This window comes from Vreelandella olivaria (assembly GCF_023507745.1).
Classification (GTDB): Bacteria; Pseudomonadota; Gammaproteobacteria; order Pseudomonadales; family Halomonadaceae; genus Vreelandella; species Vreelandella olivaria_A.
On the sequence record NZ_JALPZO010000008.1, the window covers coordinates 65,685 to 79,795 of the forward strand.

Here is a 14,111-nt window from a genome sequence, read left to right on the forward strand (position 1 = left end):
TGGCTCCAAACACAAAGGAGCCTTACCCATGAAGCTATTCCCTACCCGAAATCCGTCTGCACGCGCCGCCGCTCATCGAGCAATGGCGAAATCTGCGCTGTTTTCAGACTCAAGCGCCGCCGTCCGGATCAGGCGCTACAACCACCATATTGAAAAAGCCCGCGCCCTAGAGGCCGAGCAAGTCCATATTCGTCGCAGCCGTCTGATGAAGGCTTACGACACCTTACGCGCTGAAAACGCGGAGGTGAGCCAATGAGCCTATTCAAGATCACCTTCGCCCGCACTGGTCAAGAAACCGTCATTGAAGCCACCGATTGGCGTGAAGCTGTGCGCCAAACTGGCCGTAGTGACGCTTGCCACATTACCCACCACGAAAAGACCGTTGTCCCGGTGGCTGCTTGGTTTGACGCCGATGTGCCGCATGGTATCGGTGCCCATACCGTAGAGAGCGCACTGGCTGGCGCTGTTGCCTACCTGGATTCTCTGGAGGTGGCCCAATGATGCCCGTAGCCATTAACTGCGACCTACGCACCCGAACTATTCGCTTTCACTTCACCAATCCGGATCGCTTCTTAACAGCCGAGCAGGCGCTTGCTAGCGGTTTAGTCAATCGCCTTGAGTTCGAGGAGATTCAGCGCGAAGCCCAGGCATTTAGCAAGGAGACAGGTCTATGACACCTCAAGATCAAACCTACCTGCTGAAAGCCGCCCTTACGGGTGACGTTCGCCAGATGGAGCAGGCGTCAAAAATCCTTGCAGGCGTGGCGATGCTGCTTAATGACCATGACCTTGATGGCCTGAAGCGTGAGGCGCTGATTGAAACGCTGTGGCTGCTATCCAGCACCTTTGAGGAGCGCCGCGAATGGCTTCAAGAGGAGGGCTTTGTATGCGAGGAGCAATAAAAACGCCCAGCCTTGGGGGGGCATGGGCGCTATCAAAGGTCGTTTCTGAACAGATCGCCATAGAGAACAAACTGGCTGAAAGTATTATCGCCCACTATGGCCTCAGTGTCAGCCCTATTGGTGATGGCGAGATTCACCGACACGACCACCCCGAAGGCCGCAAGGGCAACAACCGCCTTTGGTACGTGCTGCACCATGACTTTGGTGTGCATGGCGATTGGGCCACCGGGGAACAGCACAGCGTATTCACCAGCGACACCCCCGACCCCAAGGCAGCCGAGAAAGCCAAAAAGGAAGCTGACAAGCGCCGTTCTGAGCGACAGGCAGAGCGTGAACGTGGGTATGCCCTTGTAGCCAGCCAGACGCGCCGAGAGTGGCCGCTGCTGCTACCTGCAAGCGCTACCCATACCTACCTGACCGCCAAGGGAGTGCAGCCCCACAACCTGCGCCAAATGCGCGACCTGCTGGTAGTTCCACTTACCGATGGGCAGCGCTTGATTAACTGGCAGACTATCGCGGCGGATGGAGCTAAATACTTCAAGACAGGCGGCAAGGTTAAAGGCTGCTATTCCCCAATGGGGAGTATTGAGCCGCACCAACCGCTTTTGATCGCTGAAGGATGGGCAACCGCTGCCACGCTCCACGAGGCGACAGGCTACGCGGTAGCCGCTGCCATGAATGCAGGCAACCTGCTACCCGTGGCGAAAACCCTACGCGAACGCTACCCCAGCCAACCCATTATCGTCTGCGCTGATAACGACCACGGCACACCGGGCAATCCCGGCGTAACCAAGGGTAAGGAGGCCGCCTCAGTCATTAGGGGGCGATGCGTGTGGCCAGAGACTCAAGAGGGCGTCTCTGACTTTAATGACCTGGCGCGGCTAGGTGGTGGGGTAACGCTATGACAGCAGCCACCGACCTTAGAAAAGTGACTGAAGCCGTACAGGAAACAGTCAACGAAATGCGGTTGAACGCCGTTAGCCTGGCAGGGCTGATTGGCATGGAATTGCCAGAGCGAACCATGCTATTAGCCCCTTGGCTGCCATCCAGTGGCTTGGCAATGGTCTATGCGCCACGCGGACTAGGTAAGACGTGGTTTGCAATGGGCGTTGCCTACTCTAGCGCTTCAGGCGGTGAGTTTCTTGGATGGGAAGCACCCGAGCCAATCACGGTGCTTTATATCGACGGAGAGATGCCCGCTGTGGCGCTTCAGGAACGCTTTGTAAGTGTCGTACAGAGCGCGCCCTACCAAGCCCCACCCGATAACCTGCAAATCCTCACGCCTGACCTACAGAAGCGCGGTATGCCTGACTTAGCCAGCTTAGAAGGCCAGCTTGCGTTAGAACCCTTCACCGATCCCGCCAAGCTGATAGTGGTGGATAACATCGCCACGTTATGCCGAAGCGGAAAAGAGAACGAAGGTGAATCATGGATGGGCGTTCAAGAGTGGGCGCTACGGATGCGCGCCCAGGGTAAAACCGTGCTGTTTGTTCACCATAGTGGCAAGGGAGGCCAGCAACGCGGCACCAGCCGCCGGGAAGACGTACTCGATACCGTCATAGCCCTACGCTACCCCAAGGGAGAGGAGGATACCCAGGGGGCCAAGTTTGAGCTTCATTTTGAAAAGAACCGGGGCTTCTATGGCGACGATGCCAAGAGCCGTGAAATAGAGCTAGTGAGCGGTTCTGATGGCCGTATTTCTTGGGCTTACCAATCCCTACAAGACAGCACGTACCAGCGTGTCGTGGCCCTGCTAAACGAAGGACTTACCCAGGTAGAGATTGCGCGAGAGTTGGAAATTAACAAATCCAACGTAAACCGCCACGCGAAAAAAGCCGAGCGCGAAGGGCTGTACACCAAGCCTAAAACGTCCAAGCGGGAGGCTAAACAATGATGCCCAGTGAACCAAAGTTGCGCGTTGCACCCCCTAGGCAACGCAACCCGCAACTTTCACAGGAAGGAAGCGCAACTTTTGCAGATGCCAGCGCAACTTCCAACGCAACCGGAGACTTAAAATCCCTTGCTAACAGCTACTTGCAGAGGAAAGAGCGCAACCAGCAACGCAACCATGACGCAACCGAAGCCCCAAAAACGGCGCAACTTTCGGGGGGTATTCAGGGGGCAAAAGTTGCGCAAGTTGCGGAAGGCTTTACCTACAGCGAGGAAGTACCCGATTGGCTGGAATGGATCGCTGAACGCTGCCCCCTGGTGCCGGAAGACCGCCGCCATGTGGCGACTGGCCTTCTACGCCTTCACCCACGAATGCAGCAACGCCTGGCTGAACGCTATGTGGAAACCTGGCGGGCCGCTGCCGACGATGAACCCACCTACCATAAGCGCGACAACGCTGGTCGTCGTGCTGCCAACCTGATTATCACAAAGCTAAAAGGAGAACCCCTCCATGTTTGAAGCAACGACCAACCACAAAGAAAGGAACCACACTATGAGCAAGCGCACTATTAACGCCGCCTATAACGGTAACAGCAAGATTTTAGGTATTTGGAAAACCAACCACGATGGCTTGGCGCTTCAGATTGCCCAGGCCGCCGCAAACGAGCTAAATGGGATATGGGTACGTCAAGGCATGATTGCCAGCAATCCGCGCCTCAGCGACCTAGCCAAAAAGGAAGACAGCGCGAAAACGTCAGCTCAGGCACTGCCGAAACTGGCTGGAATGCGCCGCCAACTACAAATCGAATCGGACAAGCTGAACGCCCGAGCGGCCAGCCTCAAAGCCGTGACGCCATACCGCGACGGCGACCATTCAACCGTAGCGATTGACTTGGCCTTGGCGCAGCACCTGCAAAGCATGAAGCCCAGCCAGCGCGCCGCCGCCTTGAGTCAGGTAGGTGACTTACGCTTGCGGGATGCCATATTGAGGCTGCCTAGCGCCTTAACTGGCGTGCCTGTCGAGAAGTACGCCGAACTGGAGCGCCAAGCTCTTGAGCAGAACCATCCCAAAGAGGCCATCGAGATCGAGGAGCTACGCCAAGCCCTTCAAGATGCCGCTGAGGTAGTCGGGCAGGCTTGGATTGAGGCAAGTTCAGGCGTTGAGCTTGATGAGCGCGTAAAAGCGGCGGGAGACCCCGCCACTGCCGACGCCCTAGAGCGAAATCTTACTGAAGAATCAGCCGAACGTATTCATAAGCGCGTTTCCAAGGAAGAAGAAGGCGAGGAGACAGAGGGAGTAAGCGACAATGAGCCGCGATAAACAAGGCCGTTTTGCTAAAGGGGCGTCTGGTAATCCTAATGGCCGCCCCGCCAAGTCAGACGAGCTTAGAAGGTTGCTGGAGGGTGATGCCAGCAAGGTGGCTGAAAAGGTACTAGAGGCTGCTGCCGCTGGCGATATGGGGGCCGCCCGCCTGGTACTTGAACGCTGCGTTCCTACCCAGCGCCCGGTTTACCCCGCCGTGATATTTGAGCTTGATCCAGACGCACCGCTGGCCGATCAAGCAAAGCAAGTGCTGGTTGCCGTTTCAAGGGGGGAGCTTCCCCCCGATCAAGGCCGCGCCCTGCTGGATGGAATAGCGAGCCTTACCAGAGTCGTGGAGCTGGACGAAATCGCCCGGCGTCTGGCTGAGCTTGAGGAGAGAAGTCATGAAGCCCCTGCTTAAACGTATCGAAGCATTGGAGAAGGAAGCGACGACACGCGCCGTTATCTGGATAGACCCGCCCGAGAATGGTCTAGCTGGCTGGCAGATCGTCCCAATGTCCAAAGGCGGCAGCGCGGATATATGGCGGGAAGATGACGAGTCAGACGAGGCCTTGGAGGCTAGAGCGTCCGCCGCTGCCAATCGTCATAGAGGCGTCGTTGTTGCCTTCGGGATGGATGCCCAAGGGGGTACACGATGAAGCGAGCAGACAGCCGATTGGAGGCACTGGAGCGCCGAGTAGCGGAAACCGAAAACAAAACCGTTGTGGCTCAAATCAGCGCGATTATGGACGAGCTAAGTGCCAAAGCTGCCGGGGATGACTCCCCAAGGCCATCCGAGTCGCTTATTGACGTGCTTGAAGGGGGCAGCAATGCCTAGTCAGTTAATGAAGCGCTTGGAAGCTATAGAGCATCGCCTGCGCCCAGATGAGGATATGCCGAGCTGCATACGCATTGCCCGAGTGGATTCTGAAGGCAACCCGTCCCCCATTTTGGGGTGGCGTGAAAGCTCCACCAGAGAGCCTATCGAAGTATTCCGGCAGGCCAACGAAAGCGACGACGATCTAGCAGACCGTGCCTTGGCTACCATGCAGGCGCGACCGGGGAGAGACCCTAGAAGCGTTGTCGTCATGGTGCAGATCACAGACGACTAGCCTGCATACAGGTGTAAAACAGGAACCGAAGCCCTGGCTAACGCTGGGGCTTCTGCCATTTGAAATGGAGGCAGTGAATTACCAGAAAATCTGGTATTTACTCAGTCTGAGGAAAAGCGCGGGAATTTGTCGGTTTGAAACCGGAAAAGGTGGGGATTCCCATCTTTTAGTTGTGAGCCTGAGTCACTTCAAGCCGTGGCCAAGCTGACCACCCCCAGACGGCCAAATTGGCGTTCCCGGCGATGTCCGTTTATTGGGTAACGCTAATGGGCTTGGAACCTAGCCGATTGCACAGGCACTAACAGAGTCGCTTAAAGACACTCTGTCCTAATGTGAGGAGGTTACTCGATCTAATCCCCCCAATGCCGGGTATTACGAAAGTTTCGTAGTGCTAGCTTTCCCACACTTCCCCCGACTTAAAAAAGGCTGTGATTCTGTCAATTCGATTCCCACTTTCTCCACCGAACCACCGTTGAAAGCACCCTAGCAGCCAGCACCGTGTATGCCCTGGTGTATGCCTAACTGAGGAATAAAAACAAAAACCATTTAATAACAGATGTTTAATAAACCAGTTCAAACGCCGCCGCCACCAGACACCCCGACAAATCAAGCACCTACGGGTGCTTTTTTTGTTTCTGCGTATTTGGTTGAGCACCCAGACACTTGCTCATCTATACGTTAACCTAGGCGCTGATACAGCGGTGCCACCAGGGCAAACGTTAAAGCGTTATTCTCCTACTCGGCGCCCTTAGGCCATATTGAAGAACATGATGAGTACGGAGGTTCTTCGCATCCTTGAAATCCTTATGGCGGCTATTCCACAGCTAGCCACTTTTCCTTATTCTGAGCGTCATTCCCTTTCATATCGTCATATGTACAAAAACTATATTTAGGTATAGCTAAATTCAAAAGGAACATACTGTGCGCATCGCCACGCTTGGGCCTCACGGCAATAATCATGAGCTTATTGCTCTTCGCTATTTAGCCAAACATGGACAGGCCGCTAACCAACTTCAGCTATTTGAACAGTTCAGCGATGCATTTGAGGCGTTAATGGCTGGGAACGTGAGCCATGTGCTGCAATGCACCGCTCACTTTGCCCATAGTGACTGTGTGGGGCGTTATATGCACCGCGCTTATCCAGTGGATACATTTATCGCTGGCAGCAAGCCATTAGCCCTTATCGCTCGGAAGGGAGTCCACAACCCTCGCCAAGTGGCTATTCAGCCCGCCACCCGCTATTACACCGATCTGAGCCGCTTTAGCGATATCGTCGAAGCCCCCACCACCGTGGCGGTGGCAGAAGGGCTGCTGGCGGGCATATTTGAAGCCGGCATTTGTGCCGAAGAGACTGTTCAGCAAGCACCTGAGGCACTGGAACTGTTAAGACCACTCGGGCCTGCCATGGATGCCTGGGTGGTATATGCCACCACCCCGCTATCTACATCGTCACCACTCTTATTGAACGGAAATGCTTGCTAAGCAATAAAAATAACGGCAGCGCCTAATACGGTTAACGCCAGTCGTAACCACAGTGTTTTACGTGCAATTATCCCGTAGGAAATAGCCGTTAAGCCGACAGCTATTTTTAGCGCATCTACCACCGCCCCCACAGGGTTAAACGCCAACCTGATCACATCTGGGTTCGCCACCATCGCCAGCGGGATAATGTAAAGCCCAATCCCAAGAGCCATTGCTTTTAGCGCCACCTTTAACCAGTTTTCACCGACCATACCCGCCGCTATAAATACACCGCCACACACCGGGGGAGTGATGGTAGACAGCAAGGCAAACCAGAATACAAACAGATGCGCCAGCAACGGTTCCAGGCCCAGTGAGATCAGTGCAGGGCCCGCTACAGAAACGCAGATCACGTATGCCGCAGTGGTGGGGACTTCCATGCCCAGAATCAAGCAGGCAAGCGCGGTTAACAGTAACGCAGGCCATAGCATGTCATTGGAAAGAGAGAGGATGCCGGAGGTGATTTTAACGCCAAGGCCAGTTAACGAGAGCACACCTATCACCAGCGATGCACATATGATAATTGCTCCAATCACCGCAATCTGCCGCCCTGCGGTAACAGCAGCATCAGCTAAGCGCACCCCAAAACCACGCAGTGAAAAGCGTAGCGTCACATCAAATAACAGCAGTACGATACCAGCAAAAATCGCAACACTGGCCGCATATTGAGGGGTATAGCCGCCGTTAAAAATCCGCTCCAGCAGCAGTACAAAAGGCACAGCAAAAAATAGCGACGTAATCAGCACCTCTTTTCCGTCAGGCCGCTCACTGGCATCCACCGGCTGTAAATCATGTCGGGTTGCATACGCATTAATGCCGACCCATACCGTCAAAAAGTAGAGTACGGCTGGCAGAGTGGCCGCCGCCATAATCTGGGTATAGGGTGTACCGGTCAGCTCTACCATAACGAAGGCGCCCGCCCCCATCAGCGGCGGCATGATTTGCCCGCCAGAAGAGGCCACCGCCTCTACTGCGCCTGCAAAAGAGCGGGGGTAGCGCAAGCGCACCATAGAGGGAATGGTAATGGCTCCGGTCGACGCAACATTGGCCGAAGCCGAGCCAGAGATAGAGCCCATCAATGCAGACGAAATCACCGATACTTTTGCTGCACCGCCAGTCAGACGCCCGGCGACTGCACTTGCCAAGTTCATAAAGCCCTGGCCTGCTTCTCCGGCATTAAGCACCGCGCCGAAAATGACGAAGATAGCCACCACGCCCACGCTTACCCCGGTTAACGACCCCCAGAGCCCACCTTCAGCAATCGTTAAGGTTCCCACCATGCTTTGTAGCGGTAGGCCAGGATGCCCAAATGCCCCTGGCACATACTGACCAAAAGCACCATAAAGTAGCGCGATGAGAGCCACTAAGGGCAGCGGCCAGCCGATAGCCCGCCGTGCCGCCTCTAATGCTAACGCGATCAGGAAAAGACCAAGCGTCAGTTGCAGATGGTTATCGATAAAGCCGTATTGATTAGCCAGAGCGGCTTCGTTAAATGCTATATACCCGCATGCGGCTATACCCAGCAGCGTTAGCACCCAACCACTGACGCGCTGATACGGTGTTTTTGCCATATACACCAGCACCCATGGCAAGAGCAACGCCATATGCAGCGGCCTGCTTACCAGCGCAGGTGTTAAGCCATAGAAAATCAGCCCAAGGTGGAAGGCAACGCTGACCATCCCCAAGGCAACCCAACCAGATGAAAGTGGCCTACTTGCAGCCGACGCACCAACGGTGTGAGACGAAGTAAGAGCATGCATACCGAGTTGTCTATCCATACAAAACGACGCAACGGCCAAACAGCCGTTGCGACAAAAACGAAAGAAGAGCGCTAGCGCAGGTGATCAGGAACGTCGATACCGGCTTCGTCGTAGTAACGCAGCGCGCCTGGATGCAACTCACCGGTCATGTGATTGAGCATCTCTGGAGTGATGCTATTCCACCAGGCAGTTTCATCAGACATGGCTTCCCGCCGCTCCCAGAAGGTTTTCGTCAGTGTATAAGCGGTATCATCATCCATATGGGAGGAGGTGTAGACAATAACCGGTAACGAGGTGGTTTCCACATCCTGGTCCACCCCTGGATAGGTGCCGCCCGGAATAGTCTGCCGCGTGGAGCCAGTGAGTTCTATCTGTTCATCGGTAAGGCTCACCAACGTGACCGGCATACTTGCAGCGGTTTCGATAACATTGGGGGTCGGGAATGAGCTGGCAGTGACAAAGGCATCAATCTGGCCGTTTTTGAGCGCATCGGGGCCACTGCCTATCGATGCATCGGCAACGCGCACTTTATCTGCCAAACCAAACAACTCAAGGTAGCGTGCAGCCTCACGGGCACCATAGGTACCCCGGCCAATGAGTACATGCTTGCCCTCAAGGGCCGACACATCGGCTACGCCATCATCGCTGGCAATAACAAAGTGCATAGTGATAGAGGGGATCGGAAACAGCCCGCGGATATCCTGAAAGCGCGGATGCTGGCGCTCAGCGAATGGCCCCTCCCCCGCCCTGGCTTGTTCCACCAGGGCAGGCGGCGCGGTAAACACATAGTTACCCTGGCGCGCCATAACTTCCATGACGTTTTGTACGGAGCCCTGGCTCTCTTCAAGCGTCAGAATAATAGCATCATCTGTGCCCTGGCGAATTGCCTCGGAAAGTTCCACGCCCATCTGATAATAGGCGGTGCCTGCCGAAGCCGACTTATAGGTAACACGGGTTTCAGCCTGTACTGCCAGAGCAGTAGCGGCAAATGCAAGCGTTGTCGCCGACACACCAAAGGCGCGGCGAAGGGAGCGAAGTGGGTAACGCATCTAAAGTCCTTAACGTGTCCAATGGCCGACTGGATGGCCTCATTTTTATAGGCTAATGAATAGCGCCAGGCGGCTGCCCAGCCCTATCAACCATACCACGCCCGGGCTAAGACCGGCACATCGTGGACGCCAGCCGATACTGGCTTAGCTACCGCGCTGTAGCAAGACGGTGTTACCTCTCCCCTCTCATTAATCACTACGTTAGTTGAATACACGTTAGTGAATACATACCGACGAACTGCTTATATAAAAACTGAGGTATTACATCAAATACTTACCGTTTCTATTAGATAAACGGATAATTTACTAAAAAAAGACGTAATAGCTTGTTTATTTAAGTAATTCATTCGGTTTTATTCCGTATTGCATCGCAATATAGATTGTTAAACTGACCCCGATTATTACCCCTCCTTTTAACCATTATTAGGATAAATACACTATGCTAACGTTGCACCATGACCCTGGCCAGCCACGAGTGACTCGTCGCTGGCTTTTTTTGTTAGCCGCCTTACTACTATGTTTTAGTCCAGCAGCCTTCGCTGTGACCGGAGAGATCGACTTAACGTCATCCGCCATTGGATTCTTTGCTGTTGCGGTTTTCGTTTTGGCCTATTCGCTGGTCATGGCTGAAGAGAAAATCCATATGCGCAAATCCAAGCCTGTATTGGTGGCAGCGGGAATTATCTGGGGGATCATTGGCTGGGTGTATGTTCAAAACGGCATGTCAGAAACGTCAGAGTATGCGTTTCGCGTGACACTGCTGGAGTTTACCGAGCTAATGCTGTTCCTGCTGGTGGCAATGACCTATATCAATGCCATGGAGGAGCGTCGGGTATTCGATGCCCTACGCTCATGGATGTTACGCAAAGGGTTTAATTACCGTACGCTATTTTGGCTGACCGGCGGGCTTGCCTTTGTACTTTCCCCTATTGCAGATAACTTAACCACCGCACTGTTGATGTGTGCTGTGATTACCAAAGTTGCGGAAGGGGATAAGCGCTTTATCAATTTGGCTTGTATTAATGTGGTGGTAGCCGCAAATGCAGGGGGCGCCTTTAGCCCCTTTGGCGATATTACCACCCTGATGGTTTGGCAAGCAGGGATGGTCGCCTTCCAGGAATTCTTTATTCTGTTTATCCCTTCCCTGGTCAACTTCCTGATACCTGCGATCATTATGAGCGCCTTCATCAAAGATGAAAAACCTGGCAGTGTTTACGAGGATGTTTGGCTCAAACGTGGCGCCCGCAGGATTATCGCGCTTTTCCTGCTGACGATTACCACCGCCGTGGTCTGCCATACGGTGCTGCACCTGCCCCCCGTACTTGGCATGATGACCGGGCTTGGTTATCTGCAGTTCTTTGGCTACTACCTACGCCGCAGCCTGCCTCGCTCCTTGGAGCGCAAACGTGAGCGTTATAGCCGCCGAGGCGATAACAAGAAGCTTGAGCAACTAGGTAGTGTCGTACCTTTTGATGTTTTCAACCGTGTCGCACGAGCTGAGTGGGATACGCTGTTATTTTTCTATGGCGTCGTTATGTGCGTTGGCGGCCTTGGCTTTATGGGCTATCTTGGGCTACTTTCTGAGGCACTCTATACAGGATGGGATGCCACCTGGGCCAATATCGTGCTTGGGATAGTCTCAGCCGTTGTGGATAACATTCCTGTTATGTTCGCTGTACTAACCATGCAACCCGATATGTCCCATGGGCATTGGCTGCTCATTACCTTAACCGCGGGTGTGGGAGGCAGCTTACTCTCTATTGGCTCGGCAGCAGGTGTTGCGGTCATGGGGCAGGCACGGGGGTCTTATACCTTTATGGGCCACTTACGCTGGTCACCGGTGATATTACTTGGCTATATTGCCAGCATCATCGTACACCTGTGGCTAAATGCGGATAGCTTCACAGTATTTGGCTAAAGCAAACATATCACCGGGCGTATGCACTGCGATTTTCCAGGGCTTGTGCCCGGTGGTTAATAAGCTTCAAACAAGTATTCAATCGGCGTTGGCCTGCCAAACAAATACCCCTGATAACGGTAACAACCATGGCCTTTCAGCCAATCCAGCTGCTCTTTTTTCTCTACTCCCTCCGCCACCACGGTTAAGCCCAGACTCACTGCCAGTAGGATCGTTGTATCCACTATGGCAGCATCGGTTTTATCGGTCAGCAGTTCACGAATAAACGATTGATCAATTTTCAGCTCATCCAGGGGCAACCGCTTCAAATAACTGAGCGATGAATAGCCTGTTCCAAAGTCATCCAGTGCAAAGCGAATACCCTGGGCACGCAATTTGAGCATGGTATTACGCACCCTTGTTGGCTCACGCATTAGCAAACTTTCCGTCACCTCCAGAACCAGACGCCCCGGTGGTGCCTGGGTTTGGGCTAACAGCCCTTCTAAATCACGCACGAACTCTGGTTGCTGAAACTGCACCGAGCTAACGTTCACTGAAATCGTCAGCGATGAGTAGGCTGGCTGATTTACCCACTTCGCCAACTGCCCACAGGCGGATTGAAGCACCCAATAGCCGATCGGCACAATCAGACCATTCTCTTCAGCAAGGGGAATAAAGGTACTGGGTGGTACCCAGCCACGCTGAGGATGGTACCAGCGTAGTAGGGCCTCTACGCCAACCGTCACGCCTTGGTGATCCACCTGCACTTGATAGTGTAACGCCAACTCATTACGCGCCAGCGCCTGATGCAGATCGCCTTCCAAATTTGCCCGCTCCAAAACACTGGTTTGCATATCCATGTTAAAGAAGCGCAGCGTATTACCACCCGCTGCTTTGGCATGCTGAAGCGCCATATCGGCCTGCTGCAACACACTGTTCATACTATGGCCAGTGCCGTCAAATAGTGCCACACCGATACTGGCACTGATTGGCAAGGCTCGGTCATTACGTAAAAGGGAAACCGTTTCAAGCAACTGACGGGCGACTCGTTCAGCACACAGGGCTGCCTCGCTCTGCTGCTCACCTAACACATTCAGTAATACGACAAACTCATCGCTACTGAAGCGCGCAACAATGGCCTCTTTGGAGATGCACTGCTGCAACTGCTGCGCCACATTGATCAGTAATTGGTCACCGCTCTCATGGCCCTGGATATCGTTGACCAGGCTGAAGTTATCCAAGTCAATAATTAAAACGGCGCTGAACGTGCGCTCACTATCCTTCTGTTCAGCCACTGTCACCAAGGACTCCATCAGCAAACGGCGATTGGGCAACCCTGTTAACGCATCATAAAAGGCCAGGTGATACGTGCGCGACTGCATCTCCAGATAGTCCGTCAGTTCGGTTGAAATACCGCATAAGCTAGGGGTTTTCTCCTTACCCATTACAAGCGGCATTTTAATGGACAAAAACGTTCTCACCCGTTCGTCGCCCTGCAATACGTTGTGCTCTTCGACGGTTATTTTCTGGCCCGTTGACAAGACTTCCCGATCAACCTGGCTTATTTCTGCAGCACTGGCAGAGTCGAAAAATGCCTCATCACGTTTACCGATAATTTCATCAACCGACAGGCCAAATAGTTCACTGAGCTGACGATTAACATAGCGATATTCCAGGGTGGGCGATTTGATATAAACATGCGCATCCACGCTATCCAGAATAGTGGCTAACAAAGTCTCATTGGTGGATAGCTGTTCCTTATTAAGGTTGACCCTGCGCTTTAGCAGCACATTGCCACCCAGCGCCAGTATGAGTAAAAGCGTCAGCAACCCCACGCTCCACCATACCCAAGTGGCGCTTAGCGGGACTGAGAGGGGCTGGGCTCGCCAGGCACGCAAGATATCGAAATAAATCGAATCTGCATCCCGTTTCCACTCCCTGATAATCGTATCTATACGATCCAGAACATTTTCAGAAAGCTGTGGTGAAGCGGCATAAAAAAGCCGGATCGGCTGAAAAATAACGGGGGTTTCACGCAGGCCATAATCGCGGGCACGCCACTCACCAAACAGGTGATTAGATGTCATAAGATCTGCTTCGCCATTATTAACCGCCTGAAAACCCTCTGAGAAGCTGTTCACCAGCACCCAGGTTACTGAAATATCAAAGCGCTCGGTAACGGCTGCCAAATAGTCCTGCTGCACCGTCCCCTTCACAACCGCAACCCGCATCTGCTCAAGGTCAAGGATCGCTTCAACATTCATGTCATCGCGCTGATAAAGCTGGGACCAACTGTGCATCACCGGCTCGCGATGGAATGCAACCCGCTGGGCACGCTCTTCACTCCAGGCAACGTCTGGCAGCAGGTCAATCTCCCCTTGCTCTAATAACGCCAAGCAGTGCTGAAACTCACATGGCAGGCTCTCTAAATGCCACTGTTCCTCATCCGCAATGACCGTTAGCAACTCGCCCAGAATGCCTCGTAACCTGCCATGCTCATCCGCGAACAGCTTAGGTGGATTGTGATAGACCCCGACCAGCAACGTTTCACTGGCCAATGAGACAGGTGCCCATAGCCAGGCACCAAGCAGTATTGTTCCGGCGAACCAGCGAAAAGACGAACGTAATGCTGCACGACGAACAGGCAGTAAACGGATGCCGAGCGTGCCCAACATGCA

17 protein-coding genes are annotated in these 14,111 nt (G+C 53.7%); 14 read left to right on the plus strand and 3 right to left on the minus strand.

Features of this window, described 5'->3' with window-relative positions; genetic code table 11:
- The first annotated feature begins 28 nt into the window (after window positions 1-28).
- The 13 genes from HP566_RS00380 (at window position 29) to HP566_RS00440 (ending at window position 6,688) form a co-directional block, all read left to right on the plus strand.
- A complete protein-coding gene (locus HP566_RS00380) occupies window positions 29-256 on the plus strand; it encodes a hypothetical protein (protein WP_249975266.1) in 228 nt (75 codons plus the stop codon).
- The gene (locus HP566_RS00385; protein WP_249975267.1) at window positions 253-501 is read left to right on the plus strand and encodes a hypothetical protein; all 249 of its coding nucleotides are present in this window, start codon (window positions 253-255) and stop codon (window positions 499-501) included. Before HP566_RS00380 ends, HP566_RS00385 begins: the two co-directional genes overlap by 4 nt.
- Window positions 498-674, plus strand: a complete 177-nt coding sequence (locus HP566_RS00390) for a hypothetical protein (protein WP_249975268.1) — start codon at window positions 498-500, stop codon at window positions 672-674. The genes HP566_RS00385 and HP566_RS00390 overlap by 4 nt, the downstream gene beginning before the upstream one ends.
- A complete protein-coding gene (locus tag HP566_RS00395; RefSeq protein WP_249975269.1) occupies window positions 671-901 on the plus strand; it encodes a hypothetical protein in 231 nt (76 codons plus the stop codon). Before HP566_RS00390 ends, HP566_RS00395 begins: the two co-directional genes overlap by 4 nt.
- Window positions 886-1,806, plus strand: a complete 921-nt coding sequence (locus tag HP566_RS00400; protein WP_249975270.1) for a toprim domain-containing protein — start codon at window positions 886-888, stop codon at window positions 1,804-1,806. The genes HP566_RS00395 and HP566_RS00400 overlap by 16 nt, the downstream gene beginning before the upstream one ends.
- A complete protein-coding gene (locus tag HP566_RS00405) occupies window positions 1,803-2,795 on the plus strand; it encodes an AAA family ATPase (protein ID WP_249975271.1) in 993 nt (330 codons plus the stop codon). Before HP566_RS00400 ends, HP566_RS00405 begins: the two co-directional genes overlap by 4 nt.
- Complete coding sequence (locus HP566_RS00410) at window positions 2,792-3,310, plus strand: hypothetical protein (RefSeq protein ID WP_249975272.1); 519 nt, start codon at window positions 2,792-2,794, stop codon at window positions 3,308-3,310. Before HP566_RS00405 ends, HP566_RS00410 begins: the two co-directional genes overlap by 4 nt.
- A 34-nt stretch (window positions 3,311-3,344) precedes the next feature.
- Window positions 3,345-4,112, plus strand: coding sequence for a hypothetical protein (locus HP566_RS00415; protein WP_249975273.1), 768 nt, complete (start codon window positions 3,345-3,347; stop codon window positions 4,110-4,112).
- Complete coding sequence (locus HP566_RS00420) at window positions 4,099-4,515, plus strand: DUF5681 domain-containing protein (RefSeq protein WP_249975274.1); 417 nt, start codon at window positions 4,099-4,101, stop codon at window positions 4,513-4,515. Before HP566_RS00415 ends, HP566_RS00420 begins: the two co-directional genes overlap by 14 nt.
- Window positions 4,499-4,753, plus strand: a complete 255-nt coding sequence (locus HP566_RS00425; RefSeq protein ID WP_249975275.1) for a hypothetical protein — start codon at window positions 4,499-4,501, stop codon at window positions 4,751-4,753. The genes HP566_RS00420 and HP566_RS00425 overlap by 17 nt, the downstream gene beginning before the upstream one ends.
- Window positions 4,750-4,932 carry a hypothetical protein gene (locus HP566_RS00430; protein ID WP_249975276.1) on the plus strand — a complete coding sequence of 61 codons (183 nt, stop codon included), beginning with the start codon at window positions 4,750-4,752 and terminating at the stop codon, window positions 4,930-4,932. The genes HP566_RS00425 and HP566_RS00430 overlap by 4 nt, the downstream gene beginning before the upstream one ends.
- On the plus strand, window positions 4,925-5,206 hold the full coding sequence (locus tag HP566_RS00435; protein WP_249975277.1) for a hypothetical protein: 282 nt from the start codon (window positions 4,925-4,927) through the stop codon (window positions 5,204-5,206). Before HP566_RS00430 ends, HP566_RS00435 begins: the two co-directional genes overlap by 8 nt.
- A 921-nt stretch (window positions 5,207-6,127) precedes the next feature.
- Window positions 6,128-6,688 (plus strand): hypothetical protein, encoded by a 561-nt coding sequence (locus HP566_RS00440; RefSeq protein WP_249975278.1) that lies wholly within the window; start codon window positions 6,128-6,130, stop codon window positions 6,686-6,688.
- Here HP566_RS00440 and HP566_RS00445 read toward each other — a convergent pair.
- Together HP566_RS00445 and HP566_RS00450 are read right to left on the minus strand one after the other, a co-directional pair.
- Window positions 6,685-8,487, minus strand: coding sequence for a TRAP transporter permease (locus tag HP566_RS00445; RefSeq protein WP_249975350.1), 1,803 nt, complete (start codon window positions 8,485-8,487; stop codon window positions 6,685-6,687). The genes HP566_RS00440 and HP566_RS00445 overlap by 4 nt on opposite strands.
- A gap of 71 nt (window positions 8,488-8,558) precedes the next feature.
- A complete protein-coding gene (locus HP566_RS00450) occupies window positions 8,559-9,536 on the minus strand; it encodes a TAXI family TRAP transporter solute-binding subunit (protein WP_249975279.1) in 978 nt (325 codons plus the stop codon).
- Between the two features lie 439 nt (window positions 9,537-9,975).
- On the opposite strand from HP566_RS00450, the gene nhaD reads away from it, so the two are divergent.
- Window positions 9,976-11,454, plus strand: coding sequence for a sodium:proton antiporter NhaD (gene nhaD, locus HP566_RS00455; protein ID WP_249975280.1), 1,479 nt, complete (start codon window positions 9,976-9,978; stop codon window positions 11,452-11,454).
- A gap of 56 nt (window positions 11,455-11,510) precedes the next feature.
- Here the strand turns inward: nhaD and HP566_RS00460 are convergent, their stop codons facing one another.
- Window positions 11,511-14,108 (minus strand): EAL domain-containing protein, encoded by a 2,598-nt coding sequence (locus tag HP566_RS00460; protein WP_425348159.1) that lies wholly within the window; start codon window positions 14,106-14,108, stop codon window positions 11,511-11,513.
- Between the last annotated feature and the right edge of the window lie 3 nt (window positions 14,109-14,111).

What these genes read in the sequence shown, in the direction of transcription:
- HP566_RS00400 (WP_249975270.1), top strand. Translation starts at nt 886, where the DNA reads ATGCGAGGAGCAATAAAAACGCCCAGCCTTGGGGGGGCATGGGCGCTA.
- HP566_RS00385 (WP_249975267.1), top strand. Translation starts at nt 253, where the DNA reads ATGAGCCTATTCAAGATCACCTTCGCCCGCACTGGTCAAGAAACCGTC.
- HP566_RS00450 (WP_249975279.1), bottom strand. Translation starts at nt 9,536, where the DNA reads ATGCGTTACCCACTTCGCTCCCTTCGCCGCGCCTTTGGTGTGTCGGCG.
- HP566_RS00395 (WP_249975269.1), top strand. Translation starts at nt 671, where the DNA reads ATGACACCTCAAGATCAAACCTACCTGCTGAAAGCCGCCCTTACGGGT.
- HP566_RS00410 (WP_249975272.1), top strand. Translation starts at nt 2,792, where the DNA reads ATGATGCCCAGTGAACCAAAGTTGCGCGTTGCACCCCCTAGGCAACGC.
- HP566_RS00390 (WP_249975268.1), top strand. Translation starts at nt 498, where the DNA reads ATGATGCCCGTAGCCATTAACTGCGACCTACGCACCCGAACTATTCGC.
- HP566_RS00380 (WP_249975266.1), top strand. Translation starts at nt 29, where the DNA reads ATGAAGCTATTCCCTACCCGAAATCCGTCTGCACGCGCCGCCGCTCAT.
- HP566_RS00405 (WP_249975271.1), top strand. Translation starts at nt 1,803, where the DNA reads ATGACAGCAGCCACCGACCTTAGAAAAGTGACTGAAGCCGTACAGGAA.
- nhaD (WP_249975280.1), top strand. Translation starts at nt 9,976, where the DNA reads ATGCTAACGTTGCACCATGACCCTGGCCAGCCACGAGTGACTCGTCGC.
- HP566_RS00425 (WP_249975275.1), top strand. Translation starts at nt 4,499, where the DNA reads ATGAAGCCCCTGCTTAAACGTATCGAAGCATTGGAGAAGGAAGCGACG.
- HP566_RS00460 (WP_425348159.1), bottom strand. Translation starts at nt 14,108, where the DNA reads ATGTTGGGCACGCTCGGCATCCGTTTACTGCCTGTTCGTCGTGCAGCA.
- HP566_RS00445 (WP_249975350.1), bottom strand. Translation starts at nt 8,487, where the DNA reads ATGCATGCTCTTACTTCGTCTCACACCGTTGGTGCGTCGGCTGCAAGT.
- HP566_RS00420 (WP_249975274.1), top strand. Translation starts at nt 4,099, where the DNA reads ATGAGCCGCGATAAACAAGGCCGTTTTGCTAAAGGGGCGTCTGGTAAT.
- HP566_RS00415 (WP_249975273.1), top strand. Translation starts at nt 3,345, where the DNA reads ATGAGCAAGCGCACTATTAACGCCGCCTATAACGGTAACAGCAAGATT.
- HP566_RS00435 (WP_249975277.1), top strand. Translation starts at nt 4,925, where the DNA reads ATGCCTAGTCAGTTAATGAAGCGCTTGGAAGCTATAGAGCATCGCCTG.
- HP566_RS00430 (WP_249975276.1), top strand. Translation starts at nt 4,750, where the DNA reads ATGAAGCGAGCAGACAGCCGATTGGAGGCACTGGAGCGCCGAGTAGCG.